At 60.9% G+C, this 18019-nt stretch carries 18 protein-coding genes; 1 reads left to right on the top strand and 17 read right to left on the bottom strand.

Annotation, left to right across the window (positions count from 1 at the left end):
* Window positions 1–59: 59 nt before the first annotated feature.
* From FBZ97_RS10830 to FBZ97_RS10775, 12 genes are all read right to left on the bottom strand, one after another.
* Complete coding sequence (locus FBZ97_RS10830) at window positions 60–1424, bottom strand: amidase (protein ID WP_145319303.1); 1365 nt, start codon at window positions 1422–1424, stop codon at window positions 60–62.
* Between the two features lie 17 nt (window positions 1425–1441).
* Window positions 1442–2659, bottom strand: coding sequence for an extracellular solute-binding protein (locus FBZ97_RS10825; protein WP_145319300.1), 1218 nt, complete (start codon window positions 2657–2659; stop codon window positions 1442–1444).
* 16 nt (window positions 2660–2675) lie between these two features.
* Window positions 2676–3725 carry a GTP-binding protein gene (locus tag FBZ97_RS10820; RefSeq protein ID WP_145319297.1) on the bottom strand — a complete coding sequence of 350 codons (1050 nt, stop codon included), beginning with the start codon at window positions 3723–3725 and terminating at the stop codon, window positions 2676–2678.
* Window positions 3715–4047, bottom strand: coding sequence for a hypothetical protein (locus FBZ97_RS10815; RefSeq protein WP_145319294.1), 333 nt, complete (start codon window positions 4045–4047; stop codon window positions 3715–3717). Before FBZ97_RS10815 ends, FBZ97_RS10820 begins: the two co-directional genes overlap by 11 nt.
* A 45-nt stretch (window positions 4048–4092) precedes the next feature.
* Entirely contained in the window at window positions 4093–4974 is an 882-nt protein-coding gene (locus tag FBZ97_RS10810) for a polysaccharide deacetylase (RefSeq protein ID WP_113329438.1), read from the bottom strand.
* Between the two features lie 32 nt (window positions 4975–5006).
* The gene (locus FBZ97_RS10805) at window positions 5007–6110 is read right to left on the bottom strand and encodes an ABC transporter ATP-binding protein (protein ID WP_145319291.1); all 1104 of its coding nucleotides are present in this window, start codon (window positions 6108–6110) and stop codon (window positions 5007–5009) included.
* A 78-nt stretch (window positions 6111–6188) separates the two neighbouring features.
* A complete protein-coding gene (locus FBZ97_RS10800; protein ID WP_113329440.1) occupies window positions 6189–7421 on the bottom strand; it encodes an extracellular solute-binding protein in 1233 nt (410 codons plus the stop codon).
* Window positions 7422–7520: 99 nt separating this feature from the next.
* On the bottom strand, window positions 7521–8288 hold the full coding sequence (locus FBZ97_RS10795; RefSeq protein WP_145319288.1) for an SDR family NAD(P)-dependent oxidoreductase: 768 nt from the start codon (window positions 8286–8288) through the stop codon (window positions 7521–7523).
* 13 nt (window positions 8289–8301) lie between these two features.
* On the bottom strand, window positions 8302–9066 hold the full coding sequence (locus FBZ97_RS10790) for a glucose 1-dehydrogenase (RefSeq protein WP_145319285.1): 765 nt from the start codon (window positions 9064–9066) through the stop codon (window positions 8302–8304).
* A complete protein-coding gene (locus FBZ97_RS10785; protein ID WP_113350768.1) occupies window positions 9066–9911 on the bottom strand; it encodes an ABC transporter permease in 846 nt (281 codons plus the stop codon). The genes FBZ97_RS10790 and FBZ97_RS10785 overlap by 1 nt, the downstream gene beginning before the upstream one ends.
* A 2-nt stretch (window positions 9912–9913) precedes the next feature.
* Window positions 9914–10813, bottom strand: coding sequence for an ABC transporter permease (locus FBZ97_RS10780; protein ID WP_145319282.1), 900 nt, complete (start codon window positions 10811–10813; stop codon window positions 9914–9916).
* Between the two features lie 48 nt (window positions 10814–10861).
* Entirely contained in the window at window positions 10862–11935 is a 1074-nt protein-coding gene (locus FBZ97_RS10775) for an ABC transporter ATP-binding protein (protein ID WP_145319279.1), read from the bottom strand.
* Between the two features lie 552 nt (window positions 11936–12487).
* Here FBZ97_RS10775 and FBZ97_RS10770 point away from each other — a divergent pair.
* A complete protein-coding gene (locus FBZ97_RS10770) occupies window positions 12488–13498 on the top strand; it encodes a GntR family transcriptional regulator (RefSeq protein WP_145319276.1) in 1011 nt (336 codons plus the stop codon).
* 75 nt (window positions 13499–13573) lie between these two features.
* Here FBZ97_RS10770 and FBZ97_RS10765 read toward each other — a convergent pair whose 3' ends face one another.
* From FBZ97_RS10765 to FBZ97_RS10745, 5 genes are read right to left on the bottom strand one after another with little or no spacing between them, the layout of a single operon-like run.
* A complete protein-coding gene (locus FBZ97_RS10765; protein ID WP_145319273.1) occupies window positions 13574–14545 on the bottom strand; it encodes a biotin-dependent carboxyltransferase family protein in 972 nt (323 codons plus the stop codon).
* Window positions 14535–15410, bottom strand: coding sequence for a carboxyltransferase domain-containing protein (locus FBZ97_RS10760; protein WP_145319269.1), 876 nt, complete (start codon window positions 15408–15410; stop codon window positions 14535–14537). Before FBZ97_RS10760 ends, FBZ97_RS10765 begins: the two co-directional genes overlap by 11 nt.
* The gene (locus tag FBZ97_RS10755; RefSeq protein ID WP_145319266.1) at window positions 15410–16795 is read right to left on the bottom strand and encodes an acetyl-CoA carboxylase biotin carboxylase subunit; all 1386 of its coding nucleotides are present in this window, start codon (window positions 16793–16795) and stop codon (window positions 15410–15412) included. Before FBZ97_RS10755 ends, FBZ97_RS10760 begins: the two co-directional genes overlap by 1 nt.
* Entirely contained in the window at window positions 16792–17034 is a 243-nt protein-coding gene (locus FBZ97_RS10750) for an acetyl-CoA carboxylase (protein ID WP_145319263.1), read from the bottom strand. The genes FBZ97_RS10755 and FBZ97_RS10750 overlap by 4 nt, the downstream gene beginning before the upstream one ends.
* Window positions 17021–17827 carry a 5-oxoprolinase subunit PxpA gene (locus FBZ97_RS10745; protein WP_145319260.1) on the bottom strand — a complete coding sequence of 269 codons (807 nt, stop codon included), beginning with the start codon at window positions 17825–17827 and terminating at the stop codon, window positions 17021–17023. The genes FBZ97_RS10750 and FBZ97_RS10745 overlap by 14 nt, the downstream gene beginning before the upstream one ends.
* Window positions 17828–18019 lie beyond the last annotated feature (192 nt).

Here is an 18019-nt window from a genome sequence, read left to right as displayed (position 1 = left end):
CGATCCTCGCCCCGCGATAGTCGGCGAGGATCGATAGGCGGCAAATCCGCCGCGCAACGTTAGCCCGCGACGATCTCTTCCAACGCCAGCGCCGCGCCCAACAGCCGCTCGTCATGGTTTCTCGGCGCCGACAGTAGGAAGCCAACCGGCATGCCTGCTTCACCCGTGCCGCAAGGCAGGGAGACGCCGCACCAATCGAGGAAATTGCCGATTGCCGTATTGCGCAGTGTTCTGCCATTGATTTTTACGAACAGCTCGTCATCCGCCTCCAAGGGGCCAAGCGCCGGCGCAACATGGGCAACCGTCGGATAGGCGATGAACTCGTTTGGCCCAAGCGTGTCAGGCACTTTCTTGACCAGTTGCTCGCGCACTTTGAGCGTTTCCAGATAGCCGACCAGTGTCGTCTTCTCTCCAAGGCGTGTCCGCGCGACAACACGCCGATCCATGAAAGCGGCTTCCGGTCCTGCCAGACGGCGGTGATGCAGCACGAAGGCCTCGGCAGTAACCAGTGGCCCATACTCGGCCATCAGCTCAAAGAGCCTTTCGAAAGCCGGAAAGGCAGCTCGCCGGATCTTAACGCCGGCGGCGCTCAATCTCGCCAGCGTCGCTTCGAAAGCTCCAAGAACACCATCCTGCGCATCATCCATGACGATATTTGTCGGTACCACGATGGAAAGCCCGGTGGCTTCGGCGCGCTCCACCTCGGGGACAAAGCGCCCACGCATTGCGGCATCGATCCAGATCGCATCCTGAACGCTGTGGCACAGCGGACCGAGCGAGTCGAGGCTAGTCGACAGCGGAAAGACGCCGTCCATGCTGTAGCGGCCATGGCTTGCCTTATAGCCGACAAGGCCGTTGAAGGAAGACGGTATGCGCACTGAGCCGCCCGTATCCGTACCGATCGCGACCGGCACGAGACCTGCCGCAACCGCGACGGCAGATCCCGAAGACGAACCGCCAGGAATGCGCGCGACATCGATCGCCAGCGGGTTTAGCGGGGTACCGTAATGCGGATTGAGGCCGAGGCCGGAAAAGGCGAACTCGCTCATATTGACCCGACCGACAGCCACCATGCCCGCAGCCTTCAATGCCTTGACGACCTCGGCATCGTCCTGCGCGGGCTTTGCATCCGCAAGCACGATCGACCCGGCTGTGGTCGGCAGGCCGGCAATTGCAAACAAATCCTTCCATGCGACCGGAATACCATCCAGCAGCCCGCGCGAACGCCCCTGACGCAGCCGTCGGGACGAAGCCGCCGCCTCTTCCTTCGCGCGCGTTTCCAACAGCCGCGTGAAGATCGCCTGATCCTTGTAGGTCCGGATCGCATCGAGGGTCTCCTCGGCCAGCGCGATCGGATCGAGACTGCCGGACTGGATCAGGACCGAGAGTTGGGCGATCGATTTGCCGAGATGTGTCTGTGTCATAGTCCCTGCTCTCCTTCTCAGCCGACCAGCTGCATCCAGCGGCGCACGAGATAATTGTGCTCATCCATTGTCGTATTCCAGACGGCAATGCAATTGGCGCGCTGCCAATAGGATCCGCCGCTGCGCACCGATCCTTTCCTGATCCGCATCTGCCCATCCGGGCCAGGCAAGTCTTCGGTAGCCGCCGCACCTTCATACCAGTAATCCCATTCCGCCTGGGTCATGAACTGCCGTGAGCGCTGCGGCGTCGAAATGTAATAGCCCTGCCGCGCGACCACAGCACCCGGCCATCCCGAGATCCACCAGTTCAGATAGTCGTAGGCGACATCGAGCAGGCGCCCGTTCAAGTGTTTCGAAAGGCAGAGGCCACCATGCCAGGCGCGATAGCCTTCGGCGGGCACGGCCTGTTCGACCGGGACACCCTTCGAATTCAGAATGCCGATACCGGGCGACCACATGCTCTGGACGCTGGTCTCGCCGGCGATCATCAGCCGCGCCGCATCCTCGGCGGTCTTCCAGAAATCCCGGAAAAAGCCGGCCTTCTTGCGCTCCTCAAGGAGATCGATCAGCTGGTCGATCTCCTGAATGGACATATTGCCGATATCGTCGAAGGACATGAGGCCGGCGGCCTGTGCTGCGAGCGCCGCATCGAATATGCCGATAGCGGGCTCATCCACCAGCGCCACCCTGCCCGCCCAGCGCTCGTCGAAAAGCGCGCCCCAGGAATGCATGCCGACACCGTTCGGCGCCAGATCCGTCCGATAGGCGAAACTGTCGAAATTATGCGTCGTCGGCAGCATCGAGATGAAGCGCGATGGCGTATCGCCGAGCGCGAGGTTCGGCTGCACGAACAGCTTTTTCGCCGGCACATCGCCAAGCCCCATTCGCGGGTTGGGGCCGATATGGCCGGTCTTCGTCAGATCGTTGACCTCATCCCAGAGAACGATGCGCTGCGTGTCCACGGGCTGGATCGCGCGCCAGTGCCAGACGATATCGAGATTGTGGAAGCACTGATCGTAGATATCGTAGGTTTCCGGTTCGCGCGCCGCCTTGTACTGCGTCGTCAGGAAATCGTTGTTGTCGAAAGCGACATCGATACCCAGATCCTCCTGCGCGCGCAGGCGCAGTTCCTCCAGCAGCGAAATCGCAGTTCCGAGCACGCGCAGGCGCGGCCGGCCCTTCAGATGCAGGGCGGGAGCGGACATGCTTTTGGCGACGGATTCATGCTTGTTCATGGAGATACCAATTGTCTCATCGCGCCGCGGCGATCGGGTAAGATGCGGCAGGCACGCGCGCCAGTGTGAAGGCTTCGAGGGAGCGTTTCAATAGCGCGCCATCGAGCCCATCGAGAATGAACACCAGTCGCGAAATGCGGTCTTCTGAGGGCCATCCATCCATGTGCACCGGCGTATGAACCAGATGCTGAACCCCGTGAACGGCGACGGGGCGCTCCTCACCGCTGAGATTGAGAATACCCTTCACGCGCAGCACCCGTTCGCCATGCCGATTGAGCAGCATGGTCAACCAGAGCCCGAAAGCGGTCCAATCGACAGGCCTGTCGATGATGAGCGAAATCGAGGAAATGGCGGCCTGATGCGGCGCGCCGCCCGATGAGACGAGCTGCATCGGCTCCTCGCAGTAAAAACCGCTTTGCGACAGACTGCTTGTTGAGACGTTGCTCTGGACCGCGACAAGCGAGGAGAGATCGAGATCCGGATCGGCCGCGATCAGGATCGGGGCATCGGGATTGAGCGTTCGAAGGCGAGCATGGAGGTCGCCTTCACCACGATCGGCCTGAAGATCGGTCTTGGTCACGATCAACCGGTCCGCGACCGCTGCCTGCCTGTTGGATTCGATATAGGTGTCGAGCTGACGCAGCCCGTTCACCACATCGACCGTCGTAATCACGTTACCGGCGCAGAAATGGTGCCTGAGTACCGGATCGGCCTTGATGGTCGAGAGCACAGGAAAAGGATCGGCAAGCCCGGAGCTTTCGATGATGACGCGCCGGAATGGTGGCACCAGCCCGAGCTCGCGGCGGGAGTAGAGTTCCTTGAGTGCTGTGGCAAGGTCGTCACGCACCGTGCAGCAGACGCAGCCGGAGCGCAGCAGCACCATCTCGCCCTCGACGCTTTCGACGAGATCATGGTCCAGCCCAATCTCGCCGAATTCGTTGATGAGCACGGCGGTATCGGCGAAGGCCGGATCCGCCAGGATGCGCTTGAGCAGTGTCGTCTTGCCGGAACCGAGAAAGCCTGTCAGCAGATTGATCGGCAGGAAGCCGCTTGTTTCAGTCGCCATGCCGCGCCTCCATCCGGGCGACGAAGGTGACGTCGAGCGGGTCACAGGGCCGGCCAACGAGCCTTTCGGCCGCCGGCCAGAGATGACCGAGATCCTCGATGATCTCACTCCTGCCTGTTCGCGTCGACAAGACGAAGGAGGCGCCCTGCCAATCGGAGAGGACAAGGCCGAAACCCGAGAGCATTTCGTTGGCGGCGCGCACGCGCTCGGCACGCTCACGCCGCCGGTCGAAGCTTGCGTGATTGCGGGTGAAGACGCCTGGCCGTGCCGCCGCATCCGTCCAGTGCTCATTGCCGCCGAGCACGCCGCACAGTGAACACATGGCAATCGCCTCCAACCTGATGCTTCGATACTTCAGCCTAGCCGGCTATTTCTTGCGCGGAAAGCGGGCTGCGAAATCGTCGGCGATCTCGTTCATCGTGACGAACTTGACGCCGGGATGCTTGACCATATGCGCATAGAGCCGCTCCAGCATCATCAGCACCTGCGGCCGGCCGGCGACGTCGGGATGGATGGTGATCGGGAAGACGGCATAATCCATCTCGCGATAGACCCAGTCGAACTGATCGCGCCACATCTGCTCGATGTGATGCGGATTGACGAAGCCATGGCTGTTCGGCGATTTCTTGATGAACATCATCGGCGGCAGGTCATCGAGATACCAGGATGCCGGGATTTCGATCAGATCGGTCTCCTGGCCGCGTTTCAGCGGTACCATCCAGTCCGACGGCTTGCGGGAATAGTCGATCTTCGTCCAGCTATCACCGACACGCACATAATAGGGCGTGAAGTCATTATGCATCAGCGAGTGATCGTACTTGATGCCGCGCTCCAGAAGCAGTTCGTTCGTCACATTGGAGAACTCCCACCACGGTGCGACATAACCGGTCGGGCGCTTGCCGGAAAGCTTGGTGACCAGTTCGATGCACTTGTCGAGGATTTCCGTCTCCTGCTCGCGCGTCATGGCAATCGGGTTTTCATGGCTATAGCCATGGATGCCGATTTCATGGCCGGCATCGGCTACAGCCTGCATCTGCTCGGGGAATGTCTCGATCGAGTGGCCGGGAATGAACCATGTGGTCTTGATGCCGAAGCGTTCGAAGAGCTTCACCAGCCGCGGGCTGCCGACTTCGCCGGCAAAAAGGCCGCGCGAGATGTCGTCAGGTGAATCCTCGCCACCATAAGAGCCGAGCCAGCCGGCGACGGCATCGACGTCGACGCCAAAACTGCACAAGATTTCCTTTGCCATGGGATGACCTCCTTCAATTTGAGTTTCTGCAATCAGTGAGCCGGGATGACGGTCGCGTCGGTCGGATCCCAGGTAAGCATGACCTCGGCGCCTAAGGGAAAGGCGCCGGGCCGGTATTTGTCGACATGCGCCTCCAGCGCCAGGCCTCGGCCGTCGGGCAGGCTGATGCCGATCTGCGAGATATGGCCGACCACGTCGAAGCGCTCGACGCGTGCGCCAACCACATTGCCGCCGAAAGCCCGGGCGAGATTTTCGCGTACCGAGCCGCCCGCCGCATGAACCTCGATCGCCTCCGAGGGAATGACGATGTTGACCTTGCTGGAGAGGCCGCCATTGGCACAGCCCGACAGCATGCCAAACGCGGTGGAGACAAAAGTGTTGTCGGCCTCGGTGCCAGCAACTTCACCTTCGAAGATGGTGTTGCGACCGATAAACTGTGCCACGAAAGGCGTGTTCGGGCGTGTGTAGAGCTGAGCGGGCGGACTGATCTGCTCCACCCTGCCCTGGTTCATGACGACGATGCGGTCGGACAGCGCCAATGCTTCCGACTGGGCATGCGTGACGAAGACGAAGGTCACGCCGAGCTTCTTCTGCAGCAGCTTCAGCTCATTCTGGATCGCCTTGCGCAGATTGGCATCCAAAGCACCCAGCGGTTCGTCGAGAAGCAGCACATCCGGCTCCACCACGAGGCCGCGGGCAAGCGCGATGCGCTGACGCTGACCACCGGAGAGCTTGTCCGGCTTGCGCTCGGCAATATCTTCCAGCCCGAGGGTCGCGAGAATACGGTCGACCCGCGCCTCACGCTCGGCCTTCGCCGTGCCCTTGACCTCGAGACCATATCCGACATTCCGGCGGACGGTCATATGCGGGAACAAAGCATAGTTCTGGAAGATCATCGATGTCGGTCGCTTCTGCGGCCGGACATCGTTCATGCGCTCGCCCTTGATCATCATGTCGCCGGAGGAGATGCTCTCAAAGCCGGCGATCATACGGAGCGTCGTCGTCTTGCCGCAGCCCGACGGGCCTAGGAAGGCGATGAATTCGCCCTTCCTGATCGATAGATTGAAGTCGATGACGGCGGGCGTGCCATTGTCATAGACTTTGCCAACATCGATGAGTTCCAAGTCATATATCATGGGAGATCTCCGGGCGTGGACGAGGAGGCGGACATCGCCTCCCCGCGCAGCATAGGATAGCTAGCGGCAGCCATCGGATCAGGCATTGAGGAATTCATCCCATTTCTGGACGAGATGGTCGTATTCGTCCGGCCACTGGTGCCAGTAGGCAACGTTCTTGGCGCGTTCCGCCAGCGAGCCGCCGTCGCGCAGGTCGCCTTCCTTGATGCCGCGCTCGGCAGCACCGACCCAAGGCTTGCCCTCGTACCAGAAGGCATACTTATCCGGCGCCATGACCTTCTGGATATTGGTCGACGGCGAATAATAGCCCTGTTCCGAAACGGTGATGCCGGGCTCGCCCGAGAGCCAGTAATCGGCATAGGCGATCACGGCTTCCTTGTTCGGCGTGCCTGCGATCATCGACGGGCCGATCGCCCAGCCGCGATAGCCTTCCTTCGGCACGGCATATTTGCACGCCTTGCCCTGGGCTTTGACCGCCATGACAGCCGGCTGCCAGGCGTCGCAGACGACCATCTCGCCCGATGCCATCAGGTTGACCAGCTCGCCGAAGTCACCCCACAGAGCGCGGAACTGCCCGTCCTTCTTCTTCGAAACGAGGAACTTCGCCGCTTCGTCGATCTCGGCCGTGCTCGGATTGCCGGGATTCTTGACGTTCAGAAGGCCAAGCGTGTTCATGGCCATAATGGCCTGACCGAAGGCGATCAGCGGATCGGTATTGAGACCTGATTTGCCCTTCCACTTCGGATCGAAGATCGCCGACCATGTATTGGCTTCCTCGGCGGAGAGAACGTCCGGATTGTAGCCGATGGAATCGTAGTTGTAGACCGCAGGCACCATGTTCAGCGTGGTCTTGGCATCATCGGCCCAGATCTGGCCGACGATCTGTTGCTTCGGCTCCCACTTGTCGGAAGGCGTGGTGAAGGTATCGCGGATATTGGCCCAGTTCTTCAAGGAAGCGGCCGGAACCGGCTCGACATTGTTGGTCATGACGATCGAGGGCAGACGCTCACCGATGATCTCCCAGCAATCGTAATCCTTGGAGCCGGACAGGATCTTGGTCTGTGCGTCCGGAAAGGTCGCCGCAGTACCCGAGGTCTGGCCGACGCCGCTCACCTTGCGGAATTCATCAAGGATACGCTCCTGGACCGTGACCGAGAGACCGATGGTGCGCAACTGTTCCTTGGCAAGGTTCGCAGCCTGGGCGTAGGCCGCTCGCGACGACAGAAAAGGCGTTCCGCCCCCGATCGCGAGCGCCATCACGCCGGCGGAGTGCTTCAACAGAGAGCGTCTGTTCATTTCCATCTTGGACATATCTGTTCTCCAGTGCTGATTGCTGTTCCCTTGTGCCCTTTGCGGGCCTGCTTCATTGCCGTATCGCCCTTCATCCGGTCGGTGCCGGGACGATGGCGATCAGTACCGCCCCACAAGGAGGCCGCCATCCACGACCAGAACCTGGCCGGTCATGTATCTCGCGCCCTTCGAGGCGAGGAATGCGATCACGTCGGCGATGTCTTCCGGCTCACCCAGCCGGCCCATCGGAATGAACTCGGCGGCCTTCTCCGCGCCTGCGGGGCCGAGCGAATTTTCTTCTGAAAGAAGCTGGGCTGTGCGGATATAGCCCGGCGCAATGCCGTTGACCCTGATGCCGTCCTTCGCCAGCTCGACGGCGAGCCCGCGCACCAATCCCACGACCCCGGATTTCGCCGCCGAATAATGGACATGCTCGTCCCAGCCATAGGCGACGCCCATGATCGAGGAGAGCGCGACGATACTGCCCGATCCGCGGGCACGCATGCCGGGTACCGCGGCACGCACCAGCTTGAAGATACCCTTCAGGTCGACATCCATGGTCAGGTCCCACTTGTCATCGGTGAGCTTGTCGAGGGGCGTGCGATGGGCGATGCCGGCATTGGCGACGATGACGTCGATCTTACCGAAGCGTGCCTCGACATTGGCGACAAGCCGGTTGGCGGCCTCCGTCGAGCGGACGTCGTAGAGATGGAATTCGGCAGAGCCGCCGCTGGTGAGGATGTCGCGGACGGTCTCCTCACCTTCCTTTTCGAGGATATCGGTGACGACGACATGGTCACCGAGCGCTGCAAACGCCTTTGCTGTCGCTTGGCCGATACCGATGCCCGCGCCTGTGACGATGACGATCCGCTTTTCCAAACTATCCATCTGCTTGTCTCCTTCAGAGCATCACATCGCCGGAATTCGGCCCAAGCGTCTGGCCGACGAAAAGGCTCGCTGCCGGCGACGCCAGAAACGCCACGGTCGCCGCCACCTCTTCCGGTTCGCCGAAGCGGCCGAGCGGCAGTTCGCGCTTCTTGCGTTCGCGCCATTCCTCGGAAAGACCCCGCACCAGCGGCGTGTTGATCGGCCCCGGCGCTACGGCGTTGACGCGCACTCCGCGGCTGGAAACCTCGCGGGCGAGTGCCTTGGTCATGCCGATGATCGCCGCCTTGGCGCCGGAATAGTGGACCAGCTCGACACCGCCGATCTGCCCGAGCTGGGAGGCGACGTTGACGATGACGCCCTCGCCTCGCGCCAGCATCGACGGCATGACAGCCTTGGTCATCAGGAAGGTGCCGCGCACATGCACCGCAAACATCCGGTCGAAATCCTCAAGCTCGAGGTTTTCAAATGCTGCCTGATGCGCGATACCGGCATTGTTGATGAGAAGGGCGACGTCGCCGTGCGAGGCCTTGGCAGCCGCATGGATAGTCGCCACATCCTCGAGCCGTGCGACGTCGCCGGCGATCGCGGTTGCCGCACCGCCCGCCTTGGTGATTTCCGAGGCAACAGTCTCGGCCCGGTCGCCCGAGAGGTCGTTGACCAGAACAGCATAGCCGTCGGCGGCCAGGCGAAGGGCGATAGCTCGACCGATACCCGAGCCCGCGCCGGTGACGATGGCAGAGAGGGGGGCGGAGATCACGGCGGAAGCCTTCTCAGCCATCACGCGTCCTCCTGGATGCGGACGCGCTTGGCGCGCCTGACCGACAGACCCATCAGGATCGCGTAGGTGCCGAGAAGCGCGAAGGAAAACAGCGTGGTCAGCACCCCGAAAGCGAAAACGTTCGGATGCACCTCGACGGAGAAGGTGCCGTAGATGGCAAGCGGCAGCGTCAGCTCGCGGCCGGAAGCAAACAGGGTGCGTGAGAACTCGTCATAGGAAAGCGTGAAGGCAAAGAGCATGGCCGAAAGCACGCCCGGGAAGATCAGCGGAAAAGTGACCTTGCGGAAGGTGCGTGCCGGCGTGACGCCGAGCGACCATGAGGCCTCCTCCATGCTCGGATCGAACCTGTTGAAGATGGCGAGCATGACGAGGAAAGCAAAGGGGAAGGTGTAGACGACGTGCAGGACGAAGGCCGTGCTCCACCAGTGACGATCGATGCCGAAGGCATTGGCGACAAGCGCCATGCCGAGGCCGACAAGCACGCCCGGCACCATCATGCCGAGAACGATCAGATAGAAGGCGACGCCCGAGCCGCGGAACTTGCGGCGAAAGGCCTGGGCGGACATGACGCCGAGCACCGTCGAGACGATCATGGTCATCAGCGCCAGAAAAAGCGAGCGGATCAGCGCCTGATCGATCGGCAACGGTGCGATGCGCGACGGCGGCGTGAGACCGAAGAGATGCCGATACCAGTAGGTCGACCATTCGATGATCGGAAATTGCGGACCGCCCTCTGGACCGGTCTGGAACGACAGGATCGCCAGGACCGCGAGCGGTCCGTAGAGGAAGATCAAAAAGAGGGTCGTATAGACACCCAGGCCAAGCTTGATGCCGCCGGCATTCATGATCAGAGCTCCTTTCTGAGGTCGACGACCTTGAGCAGCGCTGCGACGACAGCACCCATGATGATCGTCAGGACAACGCCGGCGACCGCGGCAAAGGCCCATTTCAGCGAGCCGACCTGCGTGACGATAATATTGCCGAGCAGATTGACCTTGCGGCCGGACAGGGCAGCGGACGTCGCGAATTCACCGAGAACCATGACGGAGACGAAGATCGCGCCGACCACCACGCCCGGCATGGACAACGGCAGGATGATGGTGCGGAAGATGCGCCAGAAGCCGGCACCGAGATCCTGCGCCGCCTCGATGACGGAGGCGTCGATGCGACCCATCATGAAGGCGATCGGCCCGACCATGAAGACGCAGTAGATCTGTGTCATGCCGATGATCACGGACAGCTCCGAAAACAGCAGCACCTCTATCGGCTGCTGCACGATGCCGAGCTTCATCAGGATCATGTTGATGGCGCCCTCGGTGCCGAGCATCGGCCGCCAGGCAAGCACACGGATCAGGAAGGAGGTCCAGAACGGGATGACGCAGAGCACGAGCAACACGGTCTGCAGCGTCTTGTTCTTGATGAGAAGCCCGACGAAGAGCGCCGCCGGATAGCCGACAATAAGCGTCGATACCAGCACCAGCAACCAGATGCGGATCGTCGTCCAGAGCGCGCCGAGATAGGTGGGGCTCGTCAGGAAGGTGACCCAGCTCTGCAACGTCAGTGTCGGCTCGATCTTGAAGGTCGTCTGCGTCCAGAAAGAAACATAGACCATCATCAGCATCGGCAGGACGAGGAAGGCCACCATCCAGATTATGCCCGGCGCCAGAAGCCAGAATGTCTTGCTCGATCTTCGGCGCACAGTCGCGCCTTCCTGCACGGCTTCCTCTGATGTCGCGACCATGGTCATCTCTCGCTCTCCTTGGAGGGTCCGGCGGAAGGGTTGGAAAAAGTCACATCAGCCGAAGACAAGGGCATCCTCCTTCTTCCAGACGAGCGCATAGCGATCCTTTTCGACAAAGGCCGGCGGGCGGGCATGGCTCAGATGAGATTCGACCTCGAAGACGTGGCCGTCATCGAGCGCAAAGAAGGAGTTGACCGCCGCACCGGAATATTCGCTGGCGATGAAATCCGCCTCGATGCGCACTTCGTCATCCGAGAGCACCGCATCGCGGGAGCGGATCGAAACGCGGTCGTAGCGGATCGCATAAGTCGGCTGCAGCGCTTTTCGGCGCGATCCATTCAGAGGGAAGCGGCCGGCCGGTCCGACAAAAGCATCCTCGACGACATTGCCGGCAAAGAGATTGTAGCAATTGAGAAAGCGGGCGACCGAGGCCGTTGCCGGGCTGTTGTAGACCACATCCGAGGCGGCGGCCTGCGCGATGCAACCGCGATCGAGCACGAGTACGAGATCTCCCATCGCCAAAGCTTCGCTCTCGCTGCCCGTAACATGCAGGAAGGTCACGCCGCAGCGCTCGCGGATGATCTTGAGCTCGCTGCGCATACGGCCGCGCAGATTGGCGTCAAGCGCACCGAGCGGTTCGTCCAGCAGCACCATCTTCGGCTCCGTCACCAGTGTACGTGCCAGGGCGACGCGCTGGCGCTGACCGCCGGAAATCTGCGTCACGGCGCGGTCGTCAAATCCCTTGAGACCGACCAGCGACAGCATGTCCTGGACCTGCTTTGCCAGCACGCGCGCATCCGTCACCGGATCGATCTTGCGGTTGCGCAGGCCGAAGGCAACGTTTTCAGCAACGGAAAGATGCGGAAACAGAGCGAAGTTCTGAAAAACAAAACCGATGCCACGATCATGCGGCTCGACGCCATCGAGCCGTTTGCCATGGAAGAGGATCGAGCCGGCATCCGGCTCCTCGAAGCCGGCAATGACGCGCAATAGTGTCGTCTTGCCCGAGCCGCTCGGGCCTAGCAGCGAGATATAGGCATTGTCGGGCAAAGAGAAATCTATCCTGTCCAGCGCGGGCGCCGCGCCATAGGACTTGGTGACTTGACTAAGCTGAAGAACGGTCGACACCGAATTCCCACCAGTTTCAAGGCAAGGACCATCCTTCGGGCAGAGCTCCGCCTTCGCCCGGATCACAAGTATCCGGACCTTCAGACGTCTGCCTGGGTTCGCGCATGATCACATGCGCGTCAAAGAGATGTTCCTTGGCGTTTCAAAGAGTTCCGCCTGCGGCGCTTCTGACGAGCGCCTTGATGTTGAGAGCATTACATAAATGATTTTTGTATTCAATAGACTTTTTCGTGAAAATGCCGAACCCAGAAACACGAGTTAAACGAGGGCGACCGGCGGAAGGCGGCGACGCTGGCGAGCACCCTCGCCTCCGCGTAGAATTGGCATCAACGCAGCCATTACGGGCGCCAAAGCGTGACGCGCCGCACCCGGACAACATTCAGAAAATAGCGCCGATCACGGCGCTATGGGTCAACAACCAGCAAAAAGAGATTCACCGCGCTCGCGTGTAAAACATATTTTGTATTCAATAGTCATTTATTTTTGCGCTATGTTAGAATTACAAAACGCGTAAGAGTGAGGCATCAGAACGACGTGAGTCCATTGCACCAGATGACCGAAAACCGTGCTCGCCCCAATGCGCAAAAGCGCTACGAGATCGCCGAAGATGTTCTGCGTGGCAATATCGAGGACAACACGCTGCCGCAGGGCGTGGTGCTGCTCGAAGGGCCGATCGCCGATATCCTGCAGATTTCGCGCGCGCCCGTGCAGAGGGCGCTGCAGACGCTGGAGAGCGAAGGTCTGGTGCATCGCTTCAACGGACGCGGCTATCTCGTCGGCCCCGCCGGACAAGGCATCGAGCCGAAGCGCACCGATATCAAGACCCTCGGCCTGACCATTCCGCGCCACGCAGACGAAGCCTTGCAGAGCCGCGCCTCCTGGGAACGCATCTACAATACTGTCGAGGCCGATGTCGCCGGCTGCGTCGTCTTCGGCCAGTACCGCATTATCGAGATCGAGCTCGCCGACCATTTCAATGTCAGCCGTACCGTCGTCCGTGACGTGCTGACGCGGCTGCGCGAGCGTGGCCTCGTGCGCAAGAACCAGTCGTCCCATTGGATCGCCGGCCCGCTGACGGCGCAGATGATCAAGGATCATTACGGCCTGCGCGGCATGCTGGAGCCGCAGGCGCTGGTCGCGGGAGCCAGCCGCGTCGACCGGGAGCGGTTGAATGATCTGTTTCTGCGCCTTTCCGATCTCGAACGGCACGAACCGGCGGATCATCTTGCGGCGCTGGAAGCTATCCATGCCGACTTCATCGACATCTGCATCCTTGCGACGCCGAACGAGCGGCTGAAGGAATCCATCCGCAATAACCTGCTGCCCGTCACGGCGACGGAGCGATTGCTGTGGCGCCTCGGCCTGCCCGGCGATCCCGCCATCATCACGGAGCTCCGCCTGATCGCGGAACTGCTTCTGCGGGGCGCCGTCAAGGCGGCGGCAGCGATGATGGAAAACCATCTCGAAGCCTCCGTCGACCGCACGATCGCACAGATGAAGATCGTCGCGATCATCCCAGGCCCCGGCGTGACGGCCGCTTATCTCACCCGCGTTCTCGAGTGAGATGCAGGCACGCCCTAACCTATTCGATCTGTGTCGGAAACGCGGGATCGAAGGAGCAGCCATCCGCTTGATCCCTTACGCCAGAGCAGCACGAAGGCGCGCAAGCAATGCCTGCCGGTCCGCCCGGGCCGCCAGCGCCTGATCCATGGAGACCTCCACAAATTGCGTCGGCATATGTGGCTGCAATTGGGCGATCAGGTCCATGTCGGCCGAGATCACCGTTCCCAGCATGAAATAGCCGCCGCCGGAGACAGCATCGCGATGCAGAATGATCGGCTCCGTTCCGCCCGGCACCTGGATCGAGCCATATGGATAGCAGCTGTCAACGATATTCGACGGATCCGAGCCTGCACCGAAAGGCTGCTTGCGCTCGACGAATTCGAGCTTGCGACCGCTGCGGAAGCGATACCCCATGCGATCGGCCTCCGGCGCAACCTTCCATTGGTCGGCAAAGAAGTTGCTCTTCGTTTGCTCTGTCAACCGATCCCAATAGAGCCCCGGCAGAACCCGGAGCTCCGCCGGGGTACCGGGCTTGCGGCGCAGCTCCTCGGCAATGGATAGCCCCTCGTTCTTCATGGAACCGGAGCCAACGGGAAGCTCATCTCCGGCAGCGATAGCCTTACCATTCAGGCCGCCGAGGGCGCCGATCACATAGGTCGACCGGCTGCCTAACGCTTCGGGAACATCGATGCCGCCCGACACCGCAATGCAGATCCGCGCCCCGGACCTCAGAAAGTCGAAGCTTACGGTCTGCCCTGCCCTGACCCTGAGTGCCGTCCATCCCGGCTGGAGCTCGCCGTCGATCCTGACGGGCATGTCGGCGCCGGTAACCGCAATCAGCGCATCGTCGAGAAATTCGAGCTTAGGCCCCATGAAGACGGCTTCGAGCCCGGCCGCACCCTCATCATTGCCGACGAGAAGATTTGCCGCCCGCATGGCGTAACGGTCCATGGCGCCGCCCACGGGAATGCCGAGATGGAAATAGCCGGGCCGTCCGAGATCCTGAATCGTGGTGGAAAGGCCGTGATGAAGAACCTTAATGGCCATGCAGCGCGCCCTCCAGCTTGGCATTGTAGCCGTCTATATCGGCCTGGTATTGCCTGAGATCGAAACTGACGTCGCGGATCGGCGGCGCGAAGCGGCCTCTGTCGACATCCTCGGCCGCCTGGTCATAGCCGTCGCGATCGATCGGCCGGAACTTCACGATGTCGCCCGGACGGAAGAACACCATGAAATCGCGGAGATAGCTCGTCGTTTGCGTGGGGTCGAAGATCGGCATCGGCGTGATGCCGAACATCTGGTAGCCGCCTGCCCCGCGGACCGAATAGATGCAGCCGAAGCAGCCGCCGTGACCCACAGTCAGCCGTGGCGTGTCGGTTCGCGGGCGCAGATATTTCGGCACCTCGATCTGCCGCTGCCGCTCCACCATCTGATACATGAACGGCAGACCGGCGACGAAGCCGACCATCGAGACGAACCAGGGCGAGCCGGCATGAGCCGAAATGAAATCCTCGACCGCATCGTAGCCATTGATCCTGGCAGCGTAGTCGAGATCGGTCCCCGTCGGCTCCTGATGCCGCTCGCGGAAGCGCATCAGCGTCTCATGCGTCCAGGGATCATTGTAGAAAACAGGGATTTCGACGATGCGGGTAGTAATGACGGGGTCGGCCTTTTCGGCAGCACCTTCGATCGCCTTGACCTCGCGCAGGAGATCGTCCGGCTTGATTATGTCGGGATCGAACTTGATCTGAAAGGAGGCGTTGGCAGGGCAGATTTCGGTGACGCCCTTAATGGCGCTCTTGCGCACCCCCTTGGCCATAGACAGGCTCTTGAAGAAGGCTTCGAGGGACATCTCGTCGCTGCATTCGACGAAGAGATGCTCGTCACCTCCGAACGTAAAGCGAGCTGGCATCAGGCAACCTCCGCCGATACGCCGTCAACCGCGGCAAAGTCGGTCTCCAGCCAGGTTTCGAGAAAACGCGTGTGGAATGCTCCCTTGCGCACGGATGGATCGCGCGCGAGCGCGAGATGCAGAGGGATCGTCGTCGGCAAGCCTTCGATCGTCAGATCGGAAAGAGCGCCGGCCAACCTGTCGAGGCAGGCATCGCGATCCTCGGCCCAGACGATGAGCTTGCCAAGCAGGGAATCGTAGAAGGGCGGCACGGTATAGCCGGCGTAGAGCATTGTATCGAAGCGGATGCCTTCGCCTTCCGGAATCGAGAGCCGCGTCACAGTGCCGGGCGCCGGCAGAAAGCCCCTCGCAGGGTCTTCGGCATTGATCCGGCATTCGATGGCGTGACCGCGCGTCCGGATATCGGATTGCGTCAGTGACAAGGGAGCGCCGCCGGCCACCTTGAACATCTCCTGCACCAGATCGATGCCGGTAATCATTTCGGTTACCGGATGCTCGACCTGGATGCGGGTATTGACTTCGATGAAATAGAACTGCCTGCTATCCTCGTCGTAGAGATATTCGACGGTGCCTGCGCCGCGATAACCGACTTCCGCCGCAAGGGCGACGGCGCTGGCGCAAAGGCGCTGCCTGATGTCATCGGGCAGCGTGGAGGCCTGCGCTTCCTCCCACACCTTCTGACGGCGACGTTGCAGCGAGCACTCACGTTCGAAACAATGGACGAAATTCCGTCCATCGCCGAAAATCTGCACCTCGATGTGGCGGGCGCGGGTGATGACCTTCTCCATGTAGAGGCCGCCATCGCCGAAAGCGGCCGCCGCCTCCGCCGAGGCGAGCGGAAACTGTTCCCTGAGTTCGGTAAGTGACTGGACGATGCGGATACCACGTCCACCTCCGCCGGCGGCCGCCTTGATCATGACGGGAAAGCCGATGCGTTCGGCAATCGCTTCTGCAGCCGCAATATCCACCACGCGACCATCACTTCCCGGCACCGTCGGGACGCCGGCCCGTTTCGCAAGCTCGCGGGCTGCCACCTTGTCGCCGAGCAGCCGGATGGCCTCGCCGCTCGGCCCGATGAAGATCATGCCCGCCGCCTCGACGGCATCGGCGAAATCTCCGTTTTCTGACAGAAACCCATAGCCCGGATGGACGGCATCCACGCCCGCGGACCGCGCTGCCGAAAGGATGGCTTCGATGTTCAGGTAGGATTTCTTCGGGGCCGGCGAGCCGATATCGATTGCTGCGTCCGCAAGCTTGACCGCCAGCATGTCGGCATCTGCGGCGCTATGGACTTGCACCGTTCGGATGCCGAGCGCCTTGGCAGCCCTGATAATCCTGACGGCGATTTCGCCGCGATTGGCGATCAGAACGGAGCGGATCGTCATGGGTCCACCTCCGCTATGATCTGGCCGGCCATGACGGGCTCTTCATTATCGACGAGAAAGGTGATGTTCTTGCCATCGAGCCCAGCAGGGATTTGCTGGAAGGTTTTCATGACCTCGATAAGACCGATTGTATCGCTGGCCACAACGGCGTCGCCATCGACCTTGAAGGGAGGCGTGTCCGGGGAGGAAGCCCGATAGAAGGTTCCCGGAAGGGGTGATCTGATCTCAAGCTTGCTCATGGGACCTCCGCGCTGCGTCGCTGTTCAAAATCTGTGAAACGGGTGCAATCCTGATACCCTCGGCAATGAGCGCTTCGCGCATGTGGCGCACGATATCGAGCGCACCCAAAGTATCGGAATGAAAACAGATAGAATCGAAGACGATCGGAATATCCGCACCGTTGACGGTCCGCACGACGCCTTCGGTGCAGGCTCTCACGACCTTGCGGGCAATTGCCCTGGGATCGGGGCGACCGACATCCCTGGTAAAGACGATCCAGCCTGTATCGCCATAATCGCGATCGGCGTAGAACTCGCGCACGACAGGCTGGCCCGCCTCTTCAGCAGCAAGGCAAGTGGCCGACCTGTCCATGCAGAAGACGAACATATTCGGCGCCACGGTGCGCATATATTGTATGAATATCTGCGAGAGATCGGCGTTCGCCGCCAATTCCATATAGAGAGCGCCATGCGGCTTCACATGCTGCACGGGCACGCCATAGCGTCTGGCGAACTCGCGCAGCGCACCGACCTGATAGATCAGATCGTTGACGATCTCGCGGCTAGTACCGTTGATCTTGCGCCGTCCGAAACCCTGGAGGTCATTGTAGCCGGGATGAGCCCCGACGCCGACGCCGTGGGCGGCTGCCAGCCGCACGGTCTCGTCCATGAGATTGGGATCGCCGGCGTGAAACCCGGTGGCAATATTGGCCGAACTGACGAGTGAGATAAGCTCCTCGTCATGCGCATCGCCGATCCGCCATCGGCCGAAGGCCTCCCCCATGTCGCAATTGATATCGACAACTTCCTTCAAATGCCTTCCCTCGCACCTGCATCCAAATCGGGACCGACGTGCAAACGCTAGAGACAAAGGATGCCTTTGAAAAATACAATTTTCAAAGGCGCAATATCTGATAAACTGATATCTATGCGTAAAATAGCATCATAAAATATCACGTAATATCAATTACTTATTAAAATTGCGCACGGTTTATCGAAAATCAGC

The sequence above is a fragment of the Rhizobium sp. ERR 942 genome (assembly GCF_007828395.1).
In the GTDB taxonomy this organism is placed as follows: domain Bacteria; phylum Pseudomonadota; class Alphaproteobacteria; order Rhizobiales; family Rhizobiaceae; genus Rhizobium; species Rhizobium dioscoreae.
Note: the sequence above shows the minus strand (reverse complement) of the source record. Positions and strands in the feature narration are given on the sequence as shown.